This is a genomic window from Shewanella sp. 10N.286.52.B9, assembly GCF_002873635.1.
Taxonomy (GTDB): domain Bacteria; phylum Pseudomonadota; class Gammaproteobacteria; order Enterobacterales; family Shewanellaceae; genus Shewanella.
Genome location: NZ_MCTY01000194.1, coordinates 22,292 through 47,966, shown reverse-complemented (window position 1 = coordinate 47,966; position 25,675 = coordinate 22,292). Strand labels below are relative to the sequence as shown.

16 protein-coding genes are annotated in these 25,675 nt (G+C 40.5%); 3 read left to right on the top strand and 13 right to left on the bottom strand.

What is annotated here, in order from left to right; translation table 11 throughout:
* Positions 1-83 precede the first annotated feature (83 nt).
* The 12 genes from pyrD to BCU91_RS14630 form a co-directional block, all read right to left on the bottom strand.
* Complete coding sequence (gene pyrD, locus BCU91_RS14685) at positions 84-1,106, bottom strand: quinone-dependent dihydroorotate dehydrogenase (protein ID WP_102437812.1); 1,023 nt, start codon at positions 1,104-1,106, stop codon at positions 84-86.
* 64 nt (positions 1,107-1,170) lie between these two features.
* On the bottom strand, positions 1,171-6,015 hold the full coding sequence (locus BCU91_RS14680; RefSeq protein WP_102531776.1) for an NAD-glutamate dehydrogenase: 4,845 nt from the start codon (positions 6,013-6,015) through the stop codon (positions 1,171-1,173).
* 266 nt (positions 6,016-6,281) lie between these two features.
* On the bottom strand, positions 6,282-8,636 hold the full coding sequence (locus tag BCU91_RS14675; RefSeq protein WP_102531775.1) for an MMPL family transporter: 2,355 nt from the start codon (positions 8,634-8,636) through the stop codon (positions 6,282-6,284).
* Between the two features lie 51 nt (positions 8,637-8,687).
* Entirely contained in the window at positions 8,688-9,698 is a 1,011-nt protein-coding gene (locus tag BCU91_RS14670) for a YCF48-related protein (RefSeq protein ID WP_102531774.1), read from the bottom strand.
* 50 nt (positions 9,699-9,748) lie between these two features.
* Positions 9,749-11,113, bottom strand: coding sequence for a DUF1329 domain-containing protein (locus BCU91_RS14665; protein ID WP_102531773.1), 1,365 nt, complete (start codon positions 11,111-11,113; stop codon positions 9,749-9,751).
* 13 nt (positions 11,114-11,126) lie between these two features.
* Entirely contained in the window at positions 11,127-13,178 is a 2,052-nt protein-coding gene (locus BCU91_RS14660) for a DUF1302 domain-containing protein (protein ID WP_102531772.1), read from the bottom strand.
* Positions 13,179-13,491: 313 nt separating this feature from the next.
* A complete protein-coding gene (locus tag BCU91_RS14655) occupies positions 13,492-13,707 on the bottom strand; it encodes a DUF2835 domain-containing protein (protein ID WP_102437823.1) in 216 nt (71 codons plus the stop codon).
* A gap of 80 nt (positions 13,708-13,787) precedes the next feature.
* Entirely contained in the window at positions 13,788-16,352 is a 2,565-nt protein-coding gene (pepN, locus tag BCU91_RS14650; protein ID WP_102531771.1) for an aminopeptidase N, read from the bottom strand.
* Between the two features lie 93 nt (positions 16,353-16,445).
* Positions 16,446-18,560, bottom strand: a complete 2,115-nt coding sequence (prc, locus tag BCU91_RS14645; protein WP_198590479.1) for a carboxy terminal-processing peptidase — start codon at positions 18,558-18,560, stop codon at positions 16,446-16,448.
* A gap of 22 nt (positions 18,561-18,582) precedes the next feature.
* The gene (gene proQ, locus BCU91_RS14640; RefSeq protein WP_102437829.1) at positions 18,583-19,212 is read right to left on the bottom strand and encodes an RNA chaperone ProQ; all 630 of its coding nucleotides are present in this window, start codon (positions 19,210-19,212) and stop codon (positions 18,583-18,585) included.
* A 266-nt stretch (positions 19,213-19,478) separates the two neighbouring features.
* A complete protein-coding gene (locus BCU91_RS14635; protein WP_102437831.1) occupies positions 19,479-19,937 on the bottom strand; it encodes a GAF domain-containing protein in 459 nt (152 codons plus the stop codon).
* A 24-nt stretch (positions 19,938-19,961) separates the two neighbouring features.
* A complete protein-coding gene (locus BCU91_RS14630) occupies positions 19,962-20,255 on the bottom strand; it encodes a YebG family protein (protein WP_102437833.1) in 294 nt (97 codons plus the stop codon).
* Positions 20,256-20,461: 206 nt separating this feature from the next.
* Here BCU91_RS14630 and BCU91_RS14625 point away from each other — a divergent pair, with 206 nt between their 5' ends.
* Genes BCU91_RS14625 through BCU91_RS14615 form a run of 3 tightly spaced genes read left to right on the top strand, consistent with a single transcriptional unit; the run spans position 20,462 to position 24,339 of the window.
* Positions 20,462-21,091: a paraquat-inducible protein A gene (locus BCU91_RS14625; protein ID WP_102437903.1), complete on the top strand. Its 630-nt coding sequence runs from the start codon at positions 20,462-20,464 to the stop codon at positions 21,089-21,091.
* Complete coding sequence (locus BCU91_RS14620; RefSeq protein ID WP_102437835.1) at positions 21,081-21,713, top strand: paraquat-inducible protein A; 633 nt, start codon at positions 21,081-21,083, stop codon at positions 21,711-21,713. The genes BCU91_RS14625 and BCU91_RS14620 overlap by 11 nt, the downstream gene beginning before the upstream one ends.
* Positions 21,700-24,339 (top strand): MlaD family protein, encoded by a 2,640-nt coding sequence (locus tag BCU91_RS14615; RefSeq protein WP_102531770.1) that lies wholly within the window; start codon positions 21,700-21,702, stop codon positions 24,337-24,339. The genes BCU91_RS14620 and BCU91_RS14615 overlap by 14 nt, the downstream gene beginning before the upstream one ends.
* 77 nt (positions 24,340-24,416) lie before the next feature.
* Here the strand turns inward: BCU91_RS14615 and BCU91_RS14610 are convergent, their stop codons facing one another.
* Positions 24,417-25,643, bottom strand: a complete 1,227-nt coding sequence (locus BCU91_RS14610; protein ID WP_102531769.1) for a spore maturation protein — start codon at positions 25,641-25,643, stop codon at positions 24,417-24,419.
* Between the last annotated feature and the right edge of the window lie 32 nt (positions 25,644-25,675).

Below are 25,675 nucleotides of genomic sequence, written 5' to 3'. Positions count from 1 at the left end.
TCGTAAGATCGTGATTGCGATCGCTATAACTTGATTAGATCTGATTTATTGGATCAAAAGACTAATTTTTAGATCAACTTATATTATTTAGCTTTATAAGCATTAACAATATCGTTTATTAAACCCGGACCTTGATAAATAAAGCCAGTGTATATCTGTACCAATTCTGAACCTACATCAAATTTAGCTAAGGCATCTTCGGCACTATTTATTCCACCGACGCCAATAATCGGGATCTCACCGTTCAAATATCCCGCTAATTGTCTGATCACTTGAGTAGAAAGATCCGTCAACGGCTTACCACTTAAGCCACCCGCTTCGTTAGCATTGTCTAAGCCAACAACCGCATCACGGGTTAAAGTGGTATTTGTCGCAATCGCTCCATCAAATTTACTTTTTAATAGCGATTCAGCAATCTTTTCAATTTCTTCAGAGGTTAAATCCGGGGCAATTTTTAGTGCTATTGGTACATACTTATTGTACTTTTTAGCGAGTTCTGTTTGTTTTTCTTTTAATGAAGATAATAAATCGTCTAATAACTCACCATATTGCAGCGTACGTAGACCTGGAGTATTAGGTGATGAGATATTTACCGCGATATAATCCGAATATTGGTAGACTTTTTCCATGCAGATTAAATAATCATTCTTACCTTCATCTACTGGGGTATCTTTATTTTTACCAATATTTACACCAACAATAATATCGGATTTCTTCGCCATTAAATTTCTGACTAAATTATCTACACCTTTATTGTTAAAACCCATTCTATTAATGATTGCTTTTGCAGGTTTTAAGCGAAATAAACGCGGTTGTTCATTACCCGGTTGTGGACGAGGCGTTACCGTACCGACTTCAATATGACCAAATCCCATCGCATGAAATGCATCAATTGATTCGCCATCTTTATCCAATCCAGCCGCCAAGCCAACTGGATTTTTAAAATTAATGCCCATACAAGTCACAGGCGCTGAGGCAACTTTTTGACTGTAAAATAGGTTTAAAGGGTTGTTTCCAGTATTTTTTAAACTTCCGATAGCGATATTATGCGCGATCTCTGGATCCATCTGAAACATTACTTTTTGTGCAACTTTATAAAAAAACATGCTTTCTCCTAAACCTAAAAAAAGCCCCGGCTATCGCCAGGGCTCGTTCACTTATTATAAATAATTATCTCGGTCCTTCGCAATGAAGGATCAATAAATTAAGTTCTCGCAGTGCCACTGAGAATTTTGCAAAATCATGGCTTTGAGACACCTTAAATTCAGTCAGTAGGTTAAACCAGCGTTCTAACAACTTTTGATTATTATCAATCCACTGGTTAATGATCACATCTGCATCGCAAGAGTCTGTACAGGCTCGAAGGACTGTAGAGCTTAATGAGCGCTGTTGCCAATCTAACTCTTCTCTGAAGGCTGCGCGGGCTAATCCTTGCCAATGATTGGACACTGGTTGAATACTAATCTGTTCTAAGAACCAATGTAATTCAACTTTTGCACCTAATCTGAAATACGTTTCAGCAACCAGTTTTACTGATTTGTCCTCAAGTTGGGCAATTTGAGCAATATCTAATGCTGAGAATAAGGTACTCATTTTAGCGATAACATGCGCTAAAGACTCTGGTACTTGCTGTTCCTGGAGTAATTTAATTTCAGTTGAAATAGCCATAACTTCTGCAGAAATCATATATTGATCAACATTAGCTTTTAATTCATCAAACACAGGTTTGAAGAATGCTACAGTTTGCTCAATATTTTCACCTTTCTTGCGGTGACGAATTAACCAGCGACACGCTCTGCGCATGTTACGACGTAATTGGTGCAACATTTCACTTTGAACGTCAGCAGACACAATTCCATTAAGCTTAGTAATTGACTGTGTTAGTTCAGTTAAGCTAAATATTTCTCGAGCCATAGTGTAGCAAATTGCCGCTTCAGCAACTGAGGCACCGGTCTCATCTTGCATACGCTGTACAAAGTTAAAGCCCATATCATTAACCAATTCATTGGCTAATGAGGTTGCAATAATTTCACCGCGCAAAGGATGCGAAATCATCTTATCTGCATATTTATCTTTCAATTGCTGCGGGAAATAGTTCGTTAGCAATTTACTTAAAAAACTATCTTCAGTGATTTCAGCGGTGACCAATTGCTCTTTTAGGACCATTTTGCCATAAGCAACCAATACTGATAGCTCTGGACGAGTCAGTGCACGGTTATTTACTAAGCGATCGGCTAACTCATCATCTGTTGGTAAAAATTCTAGGGCACGATCTAATTTGCCATCTTTTTCAAGATATTGAATGTATCGGATATGCTCTTTTAACTGAGCAACACCATGTGCCAGAGTCACAGAAATGGTGCGGGTTTGATCGTTACAGTCTTGCAGAACAATCTCACCGACTTCATCTGTCATTGACTCTAACAGACGGTTACGCTGTTTAACCGTAAGTTCACCGTCTGCAACAATAGTATTAAGTAAGATTTTGATGTTCACTTCGTTGTCTGAACAATCAACCCCACCGACATTGTCAACAAAATCAGTATTGACTCGGCCACCATTGGCTGCAAATTCAATACGACCCAATTGGGTTGCACCTAAGTTGCCACCTTCACCAATGATTTTAGCGTTGAGTTCATTACCGTTGACTCGAATAGCGTCATTAGCACGATCGCCAACTTCAGCATGAGTTTCAGTCGTCGCCTTAACGTAGGTACCAATACCGCCATTCCAAATTAAATCTACACGCATTTTTAGCAATGCTTGCATGAGTTGATTTGGCGTCATGGTGTTTTCGGTAGTATCCAGCATCAGCTTGATTTCTTTAGTCAATTTTAATGACTTAGCTGAACGTTGGAATACTACCCCGCCTTTTGACATTAGCTTGGTATTGTAATCTTCCCAACTTGAACGCGGTAAATTAAATAAACGCTCACGCTCGATATAACTGGTTTCAACATTAGGATTGGGATCGATGAAGATATGCATATGGTTAAATGCCGCCACTAACTTAGTATGACGGGATAACAACATGCCATTACCAAATACATCACCAGCCATGTCGCCAATTGCCAGACAGGTAAAGTCGGTAGTTTGACAATCGATGCCTTCTTCACGGAAGTGACGTTTGACAGACTCCCAAGCCCCTTTGGCGGTAATGCCCATTTTCTTATGGTCATAACCATTACTGCCGCCAGATGCAAATGCATCACCTAACCAAAAGTTGTATTCAATGGCGATTTCGTTGGCAATATCGGAGAATGTTGCAGTGCCTTTATCGGCTGCAACCACTAAATAGGCATCATCTTCGTCATGACGAACCACATCTTTTGGCGGTACAACATTGCCTTCGATGATATTGTCACTGATGTCCAATAACCCGCGAATGAATAAGCGGTAACACGCTTGCCCTTCGTTAAAGAAGGCTTCACGGCCGCCGTCTGTAGGCAGCTGCTTACACACAAAACCGCCTTTTGCACCAACAGGAACAATCACGGTATTTTTAACTTGTTGCGCTTTGACCAAGCCTAGTACTTCAGTACGGAAATCTTCACGACGATCTGACCAACGTAAGCCACCACGAGCGACTTTACCACCACGCAAATGCACCCCTTCAAACCTTGGTGAATACACAAAGATTTCAAATTTTGGCAATGGACGCGGCATCTCAGGAATATCTTCAGGTAAAAACTTGAATGAGATATAAGATTTAACATCAACATCGTTAATCGTTTGATAGAAGTTGGTACGCAGCGTTGCGTTAATCAAATCTAAGTAACGGCGAATAATGCGGTCATCATCAAGGCTAGAGACATCTTCTAGGCGTAAATCGATTTGCTCATAAAATTTACTGAGAGTGCGGGTTTTAAGTTTAGGGTTAAACTTACGAATAAACATTTTAACTAATAAATCAGCAATTTGCGGATAACGATTAAAGGTTTCTTCGATATATGATTGGCTAAATGTTGCATCTATTTGACGCATATATTTGGCATAAGCACGTAAAATAGATACTTCACGGCCAGTAAGGCTGGTTGCCAACACCATGCGGTTAAAGCCATCATCTTCAAGTTTCTTTTGCCATACTTGAGATAACGCATTTTGGAATCGATCTTGGCTATCTGCCAAGTTTTCAATTGCTGCGCCCTGCACCATCATTAAGAAATCAAGGATCCAATAGGTGGCACCATCTTCAGTTTTCACTTCATATGGACGCTCATTGATGACCCGTAATCCAAAGTTTTCTAACATTGGCAGTACATCAGACAGATGTATCGGTTCATCTTTATGGAACAACTTTAAACGTACTTTATTATCATTTAAGGCTGTTTCTTGCGGCTGATAAAATAGCATGCCTAGTTTATGCTCGTCATTCAACGCTTCAAGGTGCTGAATATCGACCACGGCTGAACTCGGCAATACATCTTCTTTATAGCTTGGTGAAAACGCATTGAGGTAACGTTTAACTAAGCCAGTACCCGATTGCTCACCTAATGAGTTAGTTAATGAACTCTGTAATTTATCTTCCCAAGAGCGCGCCGCTTCAATTAGGTTTTTCTCAATAGCAGCCACATCGACATCCATATTATTATTATCAACTTTCACGATGTAGTGCGTACGCGCTAAAGTCGATTCTGAGAAATAAGTGGTAAATTCAACATCTTCAGTGCTGTTAAAATGCTGCGCTAAAATACGTTGAGTGTCTTGACGTAATTTAGTGTTGTAGCGATCTTTTGAAACATACACCAAACAGGACAAAAATCGGCCAAAACCGTCTTTACGAACAAATACTTTTAATTTGTCACGGTCTTGCATATGTAATACACCACGAGCAACGCTGGCTAATTCATCTTCTTTAGATTGAATTAACTCATCACGAGGTAAATTCTCAAGGGTATTCATCAACGCTTTGTAGTCATGTGAACGTGGTGCTAGACCTGAGCGCTCCATAATCCGTTCAACTTTTTCAGCTAACAGCGGTATTTCTCTGGGGCTACGGTTATAAAGATTGGACGCGTAAAGACCTAAAAAGCGATCTTCTCCAATCACGTTACCTTTTTTATCAAAGCGTTTAATACCGATGTAATCCACATAAGCGGGCCTATGAACTCGGCTTTTAGTCGAGCTTTTAGTCAGCACTAACAGACTCTCATCTAGAGCTTCTTTTCTTGCTGATTGAGAAAGCGAAGACAGTAATAAGCCACGCTCGCCGTTTTTATTAACAGAGCGGCTCATTAATCCTAAACTTGAATCTAAATCAGGTACTAACTCAACATCACCTTCAACACGCTTTAACTCATAATAGCGGTAACCTAGTAGGGTGAAGTGATGATTATTTAGGTAGGTTAAAAAGCTAATTGCTTCTTCTTTTTCACATTTCGCGCCTGGAAAAGGCTGCTTAGGTAATAATTTTACTGTTTCTGACAATTTGTCAGACATTTTTTGCCAATCAACGACTGACGACACCACATCAGCAAAAACTGATTCAAGTTCTTTACCAATGGCTTTAATATCGGCTTCACTGCTTTGGCGATCAATTTCAATCAAAAACACCGCAACATTTTCTGTGTTTTCATCAGCATCTTTAATAAAAGACACTTCTTTAACTAATTCTTTTTCACGCACCAACGCCATTGGTGTGTGCAGCATCATATGAGCAGTAATCCCCATACGATTTAACGCCATAGCAACTGAATCAACCAAGAATGGCATATCAGGCTGTATAATTTCGATAATACTATGACTTGACTGCCAGCCATGTTTTGACTGACTTGGATTAAATACCCGAATGTGGGTATTGGTTGCAGCAGATTTGTTTAAGGCATTCCAAAGACTTAATACTGCGCCATACAAATCGCTGTCATTACGAGCGTTTAAGTCGTCTTCTGACATATGTGCGTATATACAATGGGCAAATTGCTCAACTTGTTTTGCTTGAGTATTAGGGATTTTTTTATGAATTAAATTGACTACATTTTCTAGTAGTACTGAAGGCATTGCATCTTTAAAGGCCATGTTGCAGTTTCCTTAAGCGTTTATGGCAGCGCTTTTATCATTATATTGGATGCTTCGGCTTGTTGATCCCGTCTTAAACTGAGATCTGCCGCAAAGTTTATTACTAATTTCATGCTATTTCGAGCTAAATTTTAGTGGTAGATCCTCTAAAACCCTTGTTAATTCAAGAATTATAGTCACTAATTGACCAATCAAGCGTTTAGATAGACTAACTATGCAAAAAAAAAAAGGAGCTAAGCTCCTCTTTAATTTATAAACCCTTTAACTTACTTGGGTTTGCGCCAGAAAACGGCTGATAATGCGGGCAAAATAATTATCGCTCCCAACATATTCACTAAAAACATGAATGTTAATAAAATTCCCATATCCATTTGGAATTTCAGCGCAGAAAAGAACCAAGTACTCACACCGATGGCTAAAGTAAGCCCGGTAAAAATAACCGCACTGCCTCGCTCAATTAACGCTTCAAAATAGGCTTGCTGCACCGCCATGCCATTGTTGAGTTTACCTGCCATAGTCGAGAGAATATAAATACCATAATCAACACCAATACCAACACCTAATGCAATCACCGGTAAAGTGCTCACCGCAAGGCCGATATCAAGCCAAGTCATTAATGCTTGTGCTAATGTCGACACCACATATAACGGCACAATCACTGCTACCGTCGCTTTAAGTGATTTGAAGCTAATTAAACATAGGATAAATACAGCGCCATAAACATAAATCATCATAGGTAGCTGCGCTTCACTAACAGCTTCGTTAGTCGCAGCCATGACACCAACAGGGCCAGAAGCCAGTTTAAATTGTAATGTTTCGGTATTGAGCTTTTCAGCTACATCTTTGACTTTAGCAATCACCACTTCAATGGTTTCAGCCTTATGATCTTTCAAAAATAAGAAAATAGGCATCACCGAACAGTTGCCGTTTAATAAACCTGATGTCGTTGGTACTCGTCCTACCGCTTGCACTAAACTTGCTGTGGTTCTTGGCAATATTTGCCACTTAGGGTTACCTTCGTTAAAGCCGGCATTAACCTGCTTAGCCACTGACGCTAAACTGGCTGTTGATTCAACTCCCGGGGTATTGGCCACCATCCATTCGAATTGATCGATCTCAGCTAATATGGAATGATAGGTACAGGCTTCAGGGGTTGCTTCAACAATCACCGTCATATAATCAGTGGTAATTGAATAATTATCAGTAATATAAAAAGTATCTTGGTTGTATCTTGAATCAAGATGCAATGCCGGCGCACCGCCTTGAAGGTCACCTATTTTCATATTACTGGCTTGTTGCAAGCCAAAAGCATATAACAGTGCAGTACAAATCAGCACAATGACAGCATATTTAGGAGTGGCAAATTTAGATAAGCTACGCCAAATCCCTTCAATTTTATCTTTTTGCGCTTTATTCTCTTGAACCGGTTTGATGTTGGTGTAAGAAATAACCAGTGGCAATAAAATTAAATTGGTCAAAATAATAACAGCAACACCTAATGATGCCGATATCGCTAACTCTCTAATAATACCGATATCGATTGCAAGTAAGGTTAAAAAGCCAACGGTGTCTGATAATAATGCAATACCGCCTGGTACTAATAAACTACGAAACGCGGATGCAGCTGCAGCTTTAGTGGCTTGTCCATCACCAACACGGCGCCTAACCGCATTAATCATTTGTACCCCATGGCTTACGCCAATTGCAAACACCAAAAATGGTACAAGAATTGACATTGGATCTAAACCAAAACCTACTACTGTTAACAACCCAAGTTGCCACACCACCGCAATTAAGCTGCATACTAAAGGCAAAATCGTCAGCATTAATGACTTAGAAAATAAATAAACCATCACAGCTGTGATTGCGATAGCAATCAAGAAAAACAGCAGCACGCCCTTAGCGCCTTCAGCTACATCACCAGCCATTTTAGCAAAACCAATAATATGGATTTTGATGGTATCGGTTTCATATTTAGCGCGTAATTCATTTTCAAGTTGCTGAGCAAATTGAATTGTATTTAACGGCTTAAAAGTAACATCTTTTTCAGCGCCTTCAGAAGCAGCCATTTCTTCGTCAGTTTTTGCCACAAACTCCATTAACTGAGCTGTTAACATAGCTGATGAATAATCATTGGATACCAAACGGCCAACAATACCGGCTTTTTCAATATTGTCTCTGACAGTATTTAAGCCATAGTCATCATTTCGAAAGTCTGCAGGTATCACAGGGCCGCCAGCAAAACCATCTTCAACAACTTCAGTAAATCGAGTCGAAGGTGAATACAATGACTTAACTTGAGAGCGCTCAACCCCAGGAATGAAAAAGAGTTGATCATGTACATTTTTGAGGGTTTCAAAATACTCTGGGTTAAAAATATTACCACTGGTATCTTCTACTGCAACCATGATCCTATTGGCACCACCAAAATCTTTTTGATGCTTAGTATAGGTTTTCATGTATTCATGATTTAATGGAATATTCTTACTAAAAGCGGCATCCATTTTTAATTGGCTAGCTTGGTAACCTAGAAAGAAGGTAATTAATATAAATGAAAATATTACCCACATCCTGTGTCTAAAGAGGTAACTTTCAAATCCATTGACCAGTTTTTCTAACATCTTATCGGCCCTATTATTGTTGTTTTATTTATAGTTATCATTTTGTGATGTTTACTTAAGTTGAAATAAGCCTTTAGTACCTGCAAACCAAAGTTCGCCTTGGTTGTCACTGGCTACAGTAACAATGTTTTCACCTTGTCTACGAGCAATGACCTTAGCCTCAAGTTCGTTATTAAGTTGGATAATCATGCCAGCATTACCCACTAGGTATAGTGAGCCATCAGGGTTGATAAAGGCGTTATGTATTGTTGACTTGACCGGTAATTCAATTTCACTCCATTGTGAAAATTGTTTATCGGTTACAAAAACATGTCCACGAAGCCCCATCAAAAAGATATTGCTATCTGTTTCAATGGCATTAAACATTGAACCGTCATAAACAAAATCTTGTGCACTAAAGGTTTTACCATTATCAATTGATGTGGCCACTAGTCCAAGTTCACCAACCATTAATAAACTATTGTCAGCTAATTGAATAATGCGGTTAAAATGAGGTAATAGTGCGGCACGTTCAGATAAATACAGCGCTTCATCTTCAGCTTTTAAATCCGCTAAATAACCAATATCTTCTTCGAATAATAACTCTTCATGGAATTCTTCTTGCCAGTTTTGACCGCCATCCTCGGTGCGATAAAACAAGCCATATGCCCCAACCGCTATACCGTTTTTATCATCAAAAAATAAGATATCTAATAACGGTTTTTCAATCTCATGAGACTGAAATTGTAAGGCCCAAGTTAAGCCACCGTCTTGGGTATGAATGATGGTTGCGTCATGGCCAACGGCCCAGCCTTGCATATCATCGAGAAAAAATACTTTGGTTAGCTGCGCGATAACAGGTGTACTAACTTGTTGCCATTGTTGTTGTTTGACTAATACATGGCCACGTTCACCCACTGCAACAAGCTTATCGCCAGCTTTAGCAATATCGACAACTAAAGATGATTGAGCGAGGGGTTGGAGTTGAACGCTGAGAGGATCAAATTGAGCATTTGCTGATGCAACACCGAAAAAGCAGCTAACACTGATTACGGCAACATTGCGAAGTGTGCGAAACGACATACAAACTTCCTTAAGAATAGCTGGGGCGCATGATGCGCCCCATAAAGGTCTTAGCGAATACCTGCGCGACGAAGCGCATCAGGTGTGAAATTAGCTTCAGAAAGCTTGGCATCAAAATTATACATGCGGCCTTCGTTATCTAATCCCATAGCCAAGTAACGACGAGATTGTAAATCGTGGAAAATTTCTAACGTACTCCAATGAGTTGGAACTTCATAGTAGTTGATAGAATGTGCAGTACCTACACGATAAAGCTCATCACGGTTATCATACATATCGGTCAACGATACTTGCCATGAATCTTCATCAATATAGAAAACACGCGTTTTATAGATATGACGCATACCGTCTTTAAGAGTTGCTTTTACTTCCCAAACACGGTGTTTTTCCCAACGAGCATACTCAGGATTGATATGACCAGGTTTTAGGATTTGATCATATTCAAGTGCATCAGAATGAAGTTTGTAATCATTGTAAGGGATATAAACTTCTTTCTTACCAACGAGTTCCCAGTTATAACGCACTGGCGAGCCGTTGAACATGTCAAAATCATCTGTGGTTCTTAAACCATCTGAAACAGTACCCGGCGTATCAAAAGCAACATTTGGCGCTTTACGCACGCGGCGTTGGCCAGTGTTATAAGTCCATGCTTGACGAGGTAATGCTTCTTGATCCATGGTTTCTTTAACTAACAATGCAGTACCAGCAAGACGTGCAGGCTGACGAACAACTTGTTTAAAGAAAAACAAGGTATTCGTTTCAGCGAGTTTATCTAGCGTGATCTCTGGACGGCTATATTCAAAACGGATCTCTTCAGCGGTTTCGATCAAGGTGTAAGCGCCACTTTTTGTTGGTGAAGCTTGGCTACGATAAGTTTCCACATCAACACCGCGGTAACGCAAAATATGGTTCCAAATAACCTCTAAACCAGTTGATGGGATTGGAAATGGCACACCAATAGATGCTCCACTCACGCCATTACCATTTGAAACTAATTCAGCGTTCAACGCATTAGCTTTAGTTGCATCATAAACATACTGAGGCACAGACGCTGTACGACGAGTCTCATAGACATTCATTTTGTAGGTATCTGGATACAGTTCAAATAACTTAACCTGACCCGGTGTTAAAAACTCAGCATATTGTGCTTTGTTAGCATTAGTAATGGTAAACAGTACTTTATCGCTTGGAAAAGGATCTGGGTGATGCATGCCCTTTTCATACCCTGCTGGTGCTGATGTAATGCCGTTATCCCATGCAGGAATAGACCCATCTTCATTACCTGCTTTAACTGCCCCTAACGGTGTTAATTCAGTACCTAATTTTGCAGCTTCGGCTTCTGATACTTTCGCCATCGCTACTGGTGCAGTCAGCGATAACATGACAGCAGCCGATAATATCGTCAGTTTCTTCATTATTATTATCCTTTTAGATCGAATACTTGACGTTGAAAGAGACATAATCTCTATCAGTCATTGCATTAGTTGTGCCTACGCCACCAAAGAAGCTGTTATAGGACAGATCTGCCCCCCAGCGACTGCGATAGTCAAAGTTTAGACCAACAGCCACAGACTTACGCCCTTCAGTAAATAAGAACATTGGATCTGGTGTAATACCGTCAACATCGTGAGAGAAAATCACCCGAGGTGACATATTCACACCGGCAAAGACATTGTTAAAGTCAGCCTTAGCAACTAAACGATATCCCCAAGCAAAATCAGTAGGGAACGGATTAGTTTCAGGACCATCATGCAGTGCTTCGATAATGCCTGGCATATCAGGATTGCCACCAGAACGAGCTGTTCCTGGGCCATTTAAACGTAGCTCATCAAATCCTGGCATGTCATGGATCCACACGCCGCCAACCTCAGCGAGCATCACTAAATTATCTGTCCCCCAAGTTGGACCAAATAAATGGGTTAAAGTGAACTGAGCTTGAGTGGTATCAGATAAAATGAAACCATCAATAGTCTCACCGGGCTGTACGCCTTCGATTTGCGATAGGCCTTCTAGATCAGGACGAAGTCCTGCATTTGCAAGCTGCTCAGGCATACCAGCAAATAACAATTCAACATCATCAATTTGTAAAGGCTCATCAATACGATGAGATACTTCACCAGCTACTGAGGTGTCGCCCACTAAAGTGTTAAAACTTGCGCCATATAATTGAATATCTTCAGGGTAAACAATTTGTGCTTTAGTAAATGTTTCCATGCTTAGCATAAGTTCGCGGTCAATTTCACCGCCACTTGCAGCTAAACGGCCATAATCACGAGCCACAGCTTCACTGGTAAAGTTTGATGCTGTACCACTGATGATAGGGCGGCGACTATGGTAATTCATGTAATACAAGCCAAATTCAGTTTCACCGAAATTAGGCGCGTAATAACCTAGTTTGATACCATATTGGCCATCATCTGCAGGCTCTTCTTCATCCTGAATTAACGCAACTTTAGTTGCGTATGGCACCATATAAGCAGCGAATGCAGGGTCAAAATTAGCTGCAGCAGCTGCACCATAAAGTGAAGCATATTCAGACATTAAGAATTCAAGATTAATATCAGGGTTAGCGTTAAAACCTAACTGTGCATTTTGGCTATAACCGCCAAAACCAGCAAAATCGTTTGTCGCGAAGTTAGAACCAGGTGTTGGTACCCAAATTGGCTCCCAATCATATTGGTAATAAGCTTCAACGTTTAAATTTTCAGTTAGACCTAATGAAGCCCACACCATGCCTTGCGGACGAAATGCTTCTTTAAGCTCGGCACCCGGTGCATTGAGAATATTTAAATCGACTGGGTTAATCACACCAATACCATGAGGTATTAAGGTGCTTTCCCCCCAAGATACAACTTGGTTACCCACACGGACTGATAATGGGTTTTTGCCATCATTTAAATCGAAATTACCGTATACAAAAGCATCTAATAAGCGAATGTCTTTACATTGCACTTCTGATGCGCGGCTATCTTCACACGGATCAAATTCTTTGCCAGTTAGCGGGTCATTAAAGTCATAATCACCATCGCTGATTTTAGTATCGTAGAAGTACATACCACGAACAAACAAACCGAAATTTTTATACTCTAGTGACAGTTCATGTAACCCTTTGAAACGTTCAGAGGTGGTATCCCCTTTCGAATACAGTAGGTTACTCAGGTCGTTGTTACTTGAGTAAGAACCTGCTTGGTCCCAAATTTGAGCCGTAGTATAGATGGGTGTTTCGCCAAAAGCCCCACCAAAGGCAGAGTAATTAGACCAATCCATTTGAGGTTGGTTGACCTTACCGATCTGTCCTTCCCAATCTCTATCAGACACACGCCAGCTAGCTCCGACAGTCCAAGTAGAATCGAAAGTACCGCGTACTTCTCCCCAATCAAATGAAACAGCATTAACGCTACTGCTCATCCCCAAAGTTAATGCCGACACCACCCCCAAAGCGAGTGCCGACTTGTTAAAGCGTCTTTTAACAATATTCATTTTGCTTCTCTCCGTAACCTGCCGGATTCGTTGTTATAGGATTTAAACCAACATTTTGTTAGCCTACAGGCAACACCATTGTTACAGCAATTAACATGATTCGGCAAGTTCAAAAAAAAGAAAATTTATGAATGAATTGGTGCAGTTAGATGATTTTATGGGTAAAAAAAGTCAGACTGATTTGAATTGAATGGCTTAAATATATGAGCCGTGAGTAAACTTTAAATGTAATTGTTAACTTTCAATAAGTTAGAGGTGATAATTCCAGCTAATTTAACACCCTCTAATCAATCGACCGTTTGAAGTAAATACTCTAAATCTTGTTTAGTGAAATGAAATTACCTGAGGTATTGAGGTGTAAAATGAAACTGCCATGGATGCCTGAGGCCGTTACAAATGGTCTGAAATACTTACCATTTATATGTAATACTTTGCCGTTACGGTCTAGAACTTCGACGTTTTTTACCACGCCCTGGTAAAAAGGCAGAAAATCATTAAAGCTTACATATATTGAAAAATAAAATTCCATGATGACTCGGTAAAACCCTATAAAAAAGCCCACAATAATTTACTTAAACCCTTGTGGGCGTTAATTGTTATAAACGATAGTTAAGCTTGCTCTAACGCCTTTTCAACTTTCTCGAATAAATCTTTCGATAAATTCGGTAATGCTTTTAATCGCTGTAACGATGCTTTCATCAGTTGCTGACGGTTTTCGTCAAACTTGCTGAATTGAATAAGCGGAGTGATCATTCTTGCCGCTATTTGTGGGTTTAACTCGTTAAGCTTGATCAACACATCAGTGAGATACTGGTAACCTTTACCTGAAGCATCATGGAATTGATAGGTGTTTGCCGCTACGAAAAATCCAATTAATGAGCGTACGCGATTAGGGTTATTGAAACTAAAACTTTCATGCTCAGTGAGCCCTTTAATAACCTCCAACACATCTGCGGAATTTTGCGAGGCTTGTAAGCTAAACCACTTATCCATCACTAGCGGCGTTTTTAGCCACTTTTGCTCAAAATCTTGCATTAATGACTGCTGACAAGTCAACTGGCCCGAGACTGCCGCTTTTAATGCGCCTAAGCTATCTGTCATATTTGAAGCTTGCTGATATTGGTTAATCACCAAGTCTTCATATTCAGAAGACACTTTAGACAACAAACTTAAGCAAATATTCTTAAATGCACGACTTGCTGCATTATCTTCATTAATCAAGCTACGATAGCGCGTTACCAGCTCGTCTAAACAAGACTCTGCGATTTCATTAACCACAAACTCTCTTGCAGCCGCCAAGGCATCTAAGTTCACTGTCTCTACTTGTTCAATTAATGCTGCAGCACTTGGGAATGCCAAAATCTCAGCCACTAGCGCTTTATCGATGCTTTCATCGAGGATAATTCCTCTAACAGCTTCAATGACTCTGGCATCTAAATGCATCGTTTCTTTCGCTTCAAGACTGGCGACGTTTTGCCACACGGCTTGGCTAAATAACCCAACAGATGCTTCCCAGCGAGCCACTTCGCTTGATGCGTAGCGCGTTAAGTGCACTAACTGATCAACATTAAATTGATAATCAAGTCTTACTGGCGCTGAAAAGTCTTGTAATAATGATGGAATTGGCGCTGACGCAATATTGTCAAATACAAAGGTTTCCTGTGCTTGTTTTACATCTAACACGGTATTAGCAACTGACTGACCTTGAGTATCGAGTAGCTCAATGCTGAACGGGATATGTAATACCTCCCCTGCAACACCGTTAGACATCACAGATTGTGCAACAGTCAGTGAATATTGCTTAGTCGCAGCATTATAGTGATCTGTTACTTTAAGCACCGGAGTGCCTGCTTGCCTATACCAGCGTCTAAATTGAGACAAATCGATTCCGCTTGCTGTTTCCATCGCGTTGACAAAGTCATCGCAGGTTACAGCTTGACCATCATGACGCTCAAAATAACACTTCATTCCTAGCTGGAATTTAGCTTCACCTAAAATGGTGTGCATCATGCGAATGACTTCTGCGCCTTTGTTATAAACGGTCACGGTATAGAAGTTATTCATTTCAATGACAGATTCAGGGCGAATAGGATGTGACATAGGTCCAGCATCTTCGGCAAACTGTTGATTTTTCATGACACGAATAGCTTGAATGCGGTTAACAGCGCGAGAACCTAAATCGGAACTAAATTCTTGATCTCTAAATACCGTGAGCCCTTCTTTAAGGCTTAATTGGAACCAATCACGACAAGTCACTCGGTTACCTGTCCAGTTATGGAAATACTCATGCCCAACAACGGATTCAATGCCATGATAGTCTTCATCTGTCGCGCTGGCGGTATCTGCTAATACATACTTGGTATTAAATACATTGAGGCCTTTATTTTCCATTGCACCCATGTTGAAAAAATCTACCGCGACTATCATGTAGATATCTAAGTCATACTCTAAATCAAAACGCGACTCATCCCATGCCATCGACTTTTGCAATGACACCATGGCGTGGTTGGCTTTATGTAAATTACCTTTATCCACAAATACTTGTAGCTTTACTTCTCTTCCACTACGGGTGATAAATTTATCTTCTAATAAATCAAAATCGCCTGCAACTAACGCAAATAAGTAGCTCGGTTTTGGGAAAGGATCTTGCCAACGAACAAAGTGGCGACTTTCATCAGCACAAGTGCCCTGCTCGACTAAATTACCATTACTCAATAAAAACGGAAACGCTGCTTTATCTGCTTCGATTCTGACGCTATAAATGGCTAAAACATCGGGGCGATCAAGGAAATAAGTAATTCGTCTAAAGCCTTCTGCTTCACACTGAGTGCAATAAGCGCCATCGGACATATACAAACCTTCTAGGCTTGAGTTAGCTTCAGGATCTTGTTTAGTCACAACAGTTAATTCAAACTCAGATAGCTCGGTGTCAATGATAAGCTCATTGCTGTCTACTTTATAGTTAGCTTTTTGACCGTTAATCAATACTGAGGTTAACTGTATTTGCTCACCGACTAAATGCAAAGCGTCTTTGTGCTCACCAACTCTTTGAACTTTACTCGTTGCAACGACCTGAGTTTCAGCACCTTTTAAGTCAAAATCTAATGCAATATGACTAATGGTAAATAAAGGTGATTTATAATCTTTAAGATGTTTTGCTTGTGCTTGAGTCATAGGTAATCCTTGAATAACACTGCTCTTGTTAGAGCTAAAATTCACTTAATAAAAAACGCGCTTAGAGCGCGTTTTTTTGGCACGAAATAAAGTTTACTTCACTGCGAGTTTCTTTGCATCAACCATATCTAAGGTGATTAATGCTGTTTCGTCTAAGAAAGCATCTGGCACAACTAACTCGTCTTCAGTTTCTTCGTCAGCCTCATTTGCTTGTGCCACTTCAGTTGCCTCAATGCTAGTATCTGCACCGTCTTCGATTTCTTCATCGTCATCTAAAGAGGCTAATGGTTCTAAACCATTTTTAACACGGCGTTCATTGGTTCTATCAAGTAAGCGCTTATCATCATCTTCACGGGAAGCGATTCGCTCACTTTCAACTAATGAAATGGTTTTATCATCATGATGCTTCTTAAATTCAGCGATATCTTCAAAGATATAGCCAAATTCAACGTCTGCTTTAATACGTTGCTGATGCTTTTCATCAAGCTTAGTAATTAGCTCTGGCTTGATATTGCCTAAGGTGCCGTATTGCGCGACAGGCACCTTGTCCCATGGCAGTGCATTCTTCTCTTCAGATTCACCATATTCACCCGGCTCTAATGCACTTGGGAACATAATATCGGGTGTCACACCTTTAAGTTGGGTACTGCCACCATTTATGCGATAAAACTTAGCAATGGTGTATTGCACGTGACCAATTGGTTTGTCGTACATGTCATAAATTCTGCCAAGGCTTTTGTGCTGCTGCACTGTACCTTTACCAAAACTAGCTTCACCAACAATTAAGGCTCTATCGTAATCTTGCAATGCCGCTGCAAAAATTTCAGACGCTGATGCACTATAACGATCAACCATGACAGTTAATGGGCCATCATATGCGCTCTTGCCATCATTATCGCGGTTTTGAGTAACTCGGCCGTTGGCATCACGAATCTGAACCACTGGGCCCATATCAATAAACAAACCGGTTAATAATGTGGCTTCTGTTAAGGCTCCGCCGCCATTGCGACGTAAATCAATGATAACGCCTTCAACGTTTTGCTCTTTTAATTTAACCAATTCTTTTTCTACATCAACTGACAAGTTCATGTAAAAACCAGGAATTTGAATCACACCGACTTTACGGTTGGCATAGTCGCCTTCTGTTGGCTCAATCACTTTTGATGTTGCTGCGCGATCTTCTAAACGAATTTTGTCGCGGATAATGGTCACTTCAAATGCTTTTGCATTGGCGCCACCTTTTTTAGGTAAAATTTGTAAGTTAACTTCACTGCCTTTTGGGCCTTTAATTAACTCTACAACATCGTCTAATCGCCAACCGATAACATCAACAATTTCACCGTCTTTTTGGCCTACGCCAATAATTTTATCTTCAGGTGATAATTTTTCACTGGTAGCAGCGGGGCCACCAGCAACTAAACTTTTAATAATAGTATAGTCATCATCCATTTGCAGTACAGCGCCAATACCTTCAAGGCTTAAGTTCATTTCCATTTGGAAACGTTCTGCATTACGAGGAGACAAGTAACTGGTATGAGGCTCTACCGTGCGAGCAAAGGCATTCATCACACCTTGGAATACATCCTCGCTTTGTGTTTGACTTAAACGCTTGATGGCATTGTTATAGCGCTTGCCTAATACTTCGACGGTTTCTTTCCAATCTTTACCAGCAAGTTTTAGATTCAGTGCGTCATATTTAACTCGTTGACGCCATAGCTCATTGAGCTCAGCTTCATCTTTTGGCCAAGCAGCTTCTTCACGATCAAACTCGTAAGCATCGCCGGCTTCGGTAAAGTCGAATTCTTTATCAAGTAAAGTAAGCGCATAAGCAAAACGTTCATAACGACGTTTTTGCACTAAGGAGTACATATCAAAGGCGGGTTCGATATTGCCAGATTTGACCATATCGTCAAACGAATGCTGATACTGTTTAAAAGTATCAACATCAGCTTGAGTTAGAACATTGCGACGAAAATCAAGTTGTTGCAAATATCTTTCGTAAATCAACTCAGAAAAAGCATCATCAAGTTCAAAGCGATGATAGTGAGAACGAGTAAATAAATTCGTTACCCTTTTACTCGCAACCTTGTGTTGAGGCTCTTGCTCAAGTTTAGGTAACTCGTTGATTTGAATCGTTGGTGTTATTGCCCAAGCCGAAAAACCGACAAATAAAGTGGCAATCGACGCAGCCAAAGTGAGTTTTCGCATCAACAAGTTACTCCTTAAATGATCACGATAATAAAATATGCTCTGCACGAACTTTTACGATTAATCCAGTATCAAGCTGTACATGGATATCTTCTTTCTTGATGTCAGTGATAACACCAGGTACAGGGTTTTGCCCTAACTTGACACTAACACGTTGTTTTTGCTTAAGCTCGTCAAATTTAGCAGCAACATAATTAATTTTAGGTGCGGCAGGTTTTGCAGGCTTAGCTGGACGGTCTTTTTTAACCGGCGCTTTAGCTGCAGGTTTTCTTGCTGGCTTTTTAGGGGCCGCTTTAGCCGCTACAGCTTGACGCTTAGCTTTGGCTTTTTCTTGACCTTCTTTCAACGTTTGTTGAGCGTGGTCAATATGTTCTTGCTCCAATTCGCCACAATCTTGACCGTCAAGATCGATACGTTGAACACCCGCTTTAACGCCTTTCAAGTAGCGCCAGCTGCTTGTATAACGTCTAAGTGCTACACGTAATTGTGTTTTACTTACTTTAGAATCATCAGCCAACCTAGCAGCTAAATCTTGAAACAACCCAATTTTTAATGGCTTAGTTTCACCTTCTGCAATAAAGCATAAAGGAAATGTTTCATATAAATACGCTAAAACTGCGTTGGTGTCGGTCAACTTGTCTGTTGATTCCATTTTTACTTCCACGTTATAAAAGGGACTGAGTCTCAGCTTTCTTTGCGAGTACAGTCGTTTATCTTTCGTTAAACAGATCTTGCTTAACGTTCAAATTAGCACTTCTTATTCGATTGCTAAAGCAATTGAAACATGCTTTAACAAATTAACTCACTTAGCTGTAATTTTACAGTAAATAAATTTTATCCATAGCAATGCGCGCTGTTCGGTATTATAAAGCTCATGGCAGCGATTGCGACCCGCAATTTGCTATATTTGGTCGCTAATTAAGCAAATAGGCAAGATTCAAAGCTTTTTACTAGCATTTCTAAGCCTTTTCTATCGTCTGTATCAAAACGATTCAATGATGGGCTATCAATATCTAATACCGCAACTACGTCATTGCCTTGGCGAACAGGGACTACAATTTCAGAATTACTGGCAGCATCACAGGCAATATGTCCTGCAAATTGATGCACATCTGCCACTAATTGTGTTTCATCATTTGCCGCTGCTGTGCCGCATACACCTTTACCGATCACAATACGTGTACAAGCAACTTTTCCTTGAAACGGACCAAGAACGAGTTGTTCTTCACGCTTAATATAGAAGCCAACCCAATTTATATCATCTAAGTTGTCATTTAATAACGCTGAAAAGTTTGCCATTCCTGCAATAAGGTCGTCTTCACCGGTCATTAATGCCAGTACTTGGCGGTTTAATGTGTCATAAAACTCAGCTTTCATTTTCCATCCTAAGTGAGGTTTTTATTATTCTGCAGCCGCTTTTTTAGTGGCTTTTTTGTTTGCTGTTTTGGGTGTAGCCGCTTTAGGCTTTACGATCCCTTTTAATAAATTTGCAAGTTCATCCTTGTTAGATGCAAGATAAAAAGCAAGTTTTTCGACACTATTTTCCTCTATTTCCAGCTCAGCGCCAGAAATAAAAGGCACTAAGTTATCCGCAATGTCGAGCATTTTGTCGTAGGCGTCAGCTTCTTTCTTAGATGTAAACGTCATCTTCTCAACCCCTTCTCTTACCACGACAAACTTTGTTATTACAGCCATGATTAACCTCTTACTGTTTTTATATACAGTGCATAGAGTGTCATAGAACTAACTTCTGATGCAAGTATTCTGATTATTCTGGTATTATTAGGTTTTATTGTAACTTGATAAATAATATTTCCACTGTGTTTTTAATCAAAACAAAGCGTTTTTTATTATTTTATTGCTCATTAATATTTCACTACATGGACGGTTTTCCTTTATTTATGCCGAAAAGTCTTGACCCGAACACCATTATATTATGCCGCTCCTGTGACTTAGCCGTTCAAAAGCGCGCCTTACCGTCTAATGTTCGCGCGTTATGCCCTCGCTGCCATACGGCACTTTATGACGTTCCTTACTGCTCAATCAATGGCATGCTTGCCTTGTGTATCGCGGCATTATTATTTTATATTCCGGCTAACTTTTTACCCATCATAGAAATCAACTTTTTAGGCAGTGTGCGAACAACAACAGTTTTTGAAACGGCTGTGACGGTGTGGCTGCAAGGTTATTGGATAGTTGGCATCGCTGTGATGGCGGCAGCGGTCATTGCCCCGGGATTATTAATTTTATCGATTTTATTACAAGTCACCATAGTAAAACTTAAATTGCACTCCTGTTTTTGGCAAAAGACATATCGCGCACTGCTTAAAAACCATGCGACCTTATCGCAACTTACTATGCTTGAAATTTACGTCATTTCATTTTTAGTAGCTGCGTTTAACTTGTCTGACTTCTCAGATATTTATTTAGGCATGGGCACCTTCTGTTTTTGTATGCTGTTTTTAGTTATCTTATTTTTACAACGGGAATATAATTTAGAACATATGTGGGGAATGGCTTATGAGCGCTAACACTCCTGCGCGGCAAGGAATACAAATCGGTTTTTGTTTATGCACTGTTTGTCGAAAAATCAATAACATCAGTCGTGACCGTTGTAGTCGCTGTGATTCTAAAATCCAAACACGTAATCATGCCAGTTTACAGCAAAGTTGGGCGTTATTGATTACCGCAGCCATTTTGCTGATCCCAGCTAATATCTACCCAATCACTGTGCTCACCAATCAGGGAAAAGTCACCTATGACACCATATTTACTGGTATTGTGCATTTGGTTCACTCTGACATGATCCCTATTGCCATTATTGTCTTTACTGCCAGTATATTGGTGCCTTGGCTAAAAATTATAGGCTTAGCGATTTACTTAATCGCTATTAGCTTTAATCTGCCAGTTTCTAAAAAGAAACTCATGATAGGCTTTCATATTATTGAATGGATTGGCAGATGGTCGATGCTGGATTTATTTGTTATTGCGTTAACTGTCGCCGTCGTTAATATGGGGCAATTACTTGATGCTAAACCCGCACCTGCAGCAACCGCATTTGCGTTAGTCATTTTACTGACTCAGTTAGCAGCAAAGGTATTAGATACTCGTTTACTTTGGGATCGCTTGGAAAAAAACAATGACACAAATTGAATCACCAAAAGTTGTTAAAAAGAAATTATTCTCGCCGATTTGGTTATTACCGATTGTTGCCTTGGCCCTTGGCGCTTGGCTTGGTGTAAAAAGCATCAAAGAATCAGGTATCGAGATTATTGTGCACTTCCCTAATGCCGTTGGTATCGATATCGGTAAAACCTTAGTCAAATACCAAGGTTTGACCGTTGGTAAGGTGACAGATATCAGTATCGACAATGAATTGTCTGGCGTTAATGTCAAAATTATTATGGATTATCGCTCTGAACCATTTCTCAATAAAAATTCCAAGTTCTGGTTGGTCACGCCTAAAGCCAGTATCACTGGTATTGAAGGTTTAGATACCTTGTTTTCAGGCAATTATATTGCCGTTCAACCCGGTGATGGCAGCTCAGCATCTGAATTTGTCGCCTTAAAAGATGCGCCAACTATGCTTCCTGATACTAATGGGGTGCTTATTACGCTGACCACCTCAAAATTAGGCTCACTGGATATCGGCTCAATGGTGTTTTACCGTCAAATACCTGTAGGGAAAGTTGTAAACTATCGCTTAATTGACAGCGATACCATTAATATCAGCACGTTTATCGAGCAACAGTACGCCCATTTAGTGACACTAGAGTCCCAGTTCTGGAACGTGTCAGGTCTAAAAATTGATGCGTCTATGTCGGGCATTAAAGTCAATACCGAAAGCTTGGCATCGCTGCTCGCTGGCGGAATTAGTTTTAATTCAGTCGCTAATTCTGCCGCGGCGCAAAATGGTGACAACTTTGTGCTTTACCCTGATGAACAAAGTGCTGTCAAAGGCATCGAATTCACTCTGCTAGCCGATAATGCTGATGAGATTAGTCAAGGCTCAACGTTAGTTTATCGCGGCATTGATGTGGGTAAGATTCATCAAACCCAACTAACTGAAAACGGCGTGAAGTTTTTAGCTAAGTTTGATAGTCAATACCAACACTTATTAAACGCAGATACCCAATTTTGGATTGCAGGTGCTGATATTTCTTTAGAGGGCGTTAAGCACGCTGCAAGGTTGATCACTGGTAGTGTAGTCAATGTACTACCTGGAGTGAGCGACAACGCGCTGCCACAAGAGTATCAATTACAATCTCAAGCACCGGACCTTATGCAAGCTAGCCAGTTGACCATCAAATTAACGTCTGATGAACACAGTGGTTTAAGCGCTGGGGCTGAGGTGCGTTACAAACAAATGCCTATTGGTGAGATTAGCCAAGTAAAATTATCTGATGACTTTAGCCGTGTTGAATACTCAGTGGACATTCAGCCTGAATATTCATCATTACTCACTGTGGACAGTTATTTTGTGTCTGAATCGGCGCTTGCCATAGATGCCTCCTTAGATGGCGTAAAGGTCAAAACCCGAGATATTAATACCCTGCTTGCTGGCGCTGTATCTTTGGTGCCAGGTAAAGCTAAGGCTGTAGTTAAACCTCAAGCAAAATTTTCGTTATATCAATCTGCTGATCAAGCCTTAACGGCCTTGAATAAATCATCAATGAGTACCTTGGCGCTAGACAGTATTGATGGCGCAGGATTAGCTCATGGCTCACCGGTTTATTACAAAAAAATGCGTATTGGCTCTGTCTCAGAAGTAAATTGGAACAGTCAAACTGATAAGTTTTCAATCACGGTGGCCATTCAAAAAAGGTTTACTAACTTGGTTCGAAGTAACAGCGTATTTTGGCGAAATGATGCCGCCAGTATCAATGCAAGTTTATCTGGCATTGATGTTGATATCGCTCCATTAGAAGGCGCCTTAAAAGGCAGTATTAGCCTAGGTTTGTTGCCAGAAAACCAACAAGGCAATCAAACTCGTTTATATGATTCTAAAGAGCTGGCCCTAAAACAGGCCAAAGCCATAACACTATCACTACCAGCTGATGCCAAAGTAGCTGCAAAAGCAGCGATTCGTTATCAAGGCCATCAAGTGGGTGTGATCCAACAGGTTAAACTCAATCAAGACTTAGCCAACTTAACCGTGAGTGCTTATCTTTATGGTGAATACGCACAACATTTCACCAAAGAAGACAGTGAATTTTTTGTCGTCGATGCACAAATTTCATTAGTGGGTATTAAAGCGCCAGAAACCTTGATAACCGGCCCTTACATTGGCGTGTTACCTGGCACGTCAGAACGACAAGCAACACAGTTTGATGGTCTCCTAGCTGCGCATTACGATGCGGATATCGATGAAGATGCATTAAAAGTGACCCTAGTTGATAGTCAGCTTGGTTCGATAAAAATTGGCACCCCAATTTTCTTCAGAGGTATTGCTATTGGGCAAGTGGATGGTTACTCATTATCTTACAATGGCAACCAAGTATTAATGTATTCACACATTGAAAAACAATATGCCCACTTAGTGAATCAAACAAGTCAGTTTTGGGATGCATCAGGTATAAAACTTGAAGTGGGTATTTTCTCTGGCGCTCAAATTGAAACAGGCTCTCTTGAAACGCTGCTTTCAGGTGGCATTTCAGTCGTGACCGAGGAAGTAACGGATAAAACGAATCAATTAGCTCTCGATGAAAGATTTACCCTGCATAACAAAATGAAAGCCGAATGGCGTAAATGGAAACCTGAACAAGTGAAGCCTTTATAACCTTTCTGCGCGTAGATAACATCCAATAAAAAATCGGCATTTGCCGATTTTTTTTGCTCGTTTAATAGCTGTTGTGCTTAGCCATAAAACCAATAACAAACGGCGATGGCAGCCATTATTCCGCCGACGTCTGCCGCTAAGCCACAGCCCAATGCATGGCGGCTATTTCGAATACCGACAGAGCCAAAGTACACCGCAAGTACATAAAAGGTGGTTTCTGTGCTTCCTTGAAAAATCGCCGATAAACGACCCGCAAAAGAGTCTACCCCATGATGCTCCATCGTTTCTAACATCATCGCCCTTGCCCCAGAACCACTAAATGGTTTCATTAACGCCGTAGGCATGGCATCGACAAAACGGCTGTCAAACCCCAACAAGCTCACTAGGCCTGCTATGCCTTGAAGGGCAAAGTCAAGGGCGCCCGATGAGCGCAATAATCCAATGGCGAGTATCATTGCCAACAAATATGGAATTAACATTATTGCTTGGGAAAAACCGCTTTTGGCCCCTTCGACAAACTCATCATAAATGGCGACTTTGCGGTAACCAGCAATCAGGATAAAACTCATAATTAAGGCTAATAATATGCCATTACCTAATACAGTCGATAATGTTCCAATGGCTTCAGCAGATAGGGTTAATAAATAAAACACACCCGCAATTAATATACTAAACAAAGTTGCGCCATAAGCCAGCACCACACTATTGATTAAAGAAATACGCTGAACAATTGCCACGACAGATAAACCCACTAAGGTTGATGCCACTGTGGTTAATAGAATAGGTAAAAACACATCTGCTGGATTGACTGCACCTTGCTGAGCTCGATACAAAAATACCGTCACTGGCACTAAAGTGACTGAGGAAGTATTGAGCACTAAAAACAAGATCTGCGCATTGGTCGCCACGTCTTTATTTGGGTTTAGGCTTTGTAAGTCTTGCATCGCTTTAAGACCAAGCGGCGTAGCTGCATTGTCTAGGCCTAACATGTTTGCGGTGAGATTCATGGTGATACTGCCGTAAGCTTTATGCCCCCTTGGCACCTCTGGCATTAACTTTGATAATAACGGCTCAAATAGTTTAGCAAATACCGTAACCACACCGGCTTTCTCACCCACTTGCATCAGCCCCATCCATAGCGCTAATACACCAATTAAGCCAATGGATATTTCAGCAGCTAACTTAGCGCTACTAAAAATAGCTTTAACCGACTCCCCTAATACCTCAACATGGCCATTAAACAATTGCACGATTATGGCGATTGCTGCCGTTAAGAAAAAAAACAACCAAACTCTATTTAGCACTGAATACTCCGTTATTTTTCACAGCTGTAGTT

Coding starts and splice junctions, on each gene's coding strand:
- pyrD (WP_102437812.1), bottom strand. CDS start 1,106: ATGTTTTTTTATAAAGTTGCACAAAAAGTAATGTTTCAGATGGATCCA.
- BCU91_RS14680 (WP_102531776.1), bottom strand. CDS start 6,015: ATGGCCTTTAAAGATGCAATGCCTTCAGTACTACTAGAAAATGTAGTC.
- BCU91_RS14675 (WP_102531775.1), bottom strand. CDS start 8,636: ATGTTAGAAAAACTGGTCAATGGATTTGAAAGTTACCTCTTTAGACAC.
- BCU91_RS14670 (WP_102531774.1), bottom strand. CDS start 9,698: ATGTCGTTTCGCACACTTCGCAATGTTGCCGTAATCAGTGTTAGCTGC.
- BCU91_RS14665 (WP_102531773.1), bottom strand. CDS start 11,113: ATGAAGAAACTGACGATATTATCGGCTGCTGTCATGTTATCGCTGACT.
- BCU91_RS14660 (WP_102531772.1), bottom strand. CDS start 13,178: ATGAATATTGTTAAAAGACGCTTTAACAAGTCGGCACTCGCTTTGGGG.
- BCU91_RS14655 (WP_102437823.1), bottom strand. CDS start 13,707: ATGGAATTTTATTTTTCAATATATGTAAGCTTTAATGATTTTCTGCCT.
- pepN (WP_102531771.1), bottom strand. CDS start 16,352: ATGACTCAAGCACAAGCAAAACATCTTAAAGATTATAAATCACCTTTA.
- prc (WP_198590479.1), bottom strand. CDS start 18,560: ATGCGAAAACTCACTTTGGCTGCGTCGATTGCCACTTTATTTGTCGGT.
- proQ (WP_102437829.1), bottom strand. CDS start 19,212: ATGGAATCAACAGACAAGTTGACCGACACCAACGCAGTTTTAGCGTAT.
- BCU91_RS14635 (WP_102437831.1), bottom strand. CDS start 19,937: ATGAAAGCTGAGTTTTATGACACATTAAACCGCCAAGTACTGGCATTA.
- BCU91_RS14630 (WP_102437833.1), bottom strand. CDS start 20,255: ATGGCTGTAATAACAAAGTTTGTCGTGGTAAGAGAAGGGGTTGAGAAG.
- BCU91_RS14625 (WP_102437903.1), top strand. CDS start 20,462: ATGCCGAAAAGTCTTGACCCGAACACCATTATATTATGCCGCTCCTGT.
- BCU91_RS14620 (WP_102437835.1), top strand. CDS start 21,081: ATGAGCGCTAACACTCCTGCGCGGCAAGGAATACAAATCGGTTTTTGT.
- BCU91_RS14615 (WP_102531770.1), top strand. CDS start 21,700: ATGACACAAATTGAATCACCAAAAGTTGTTAAAAAGAAATTATTCTCG.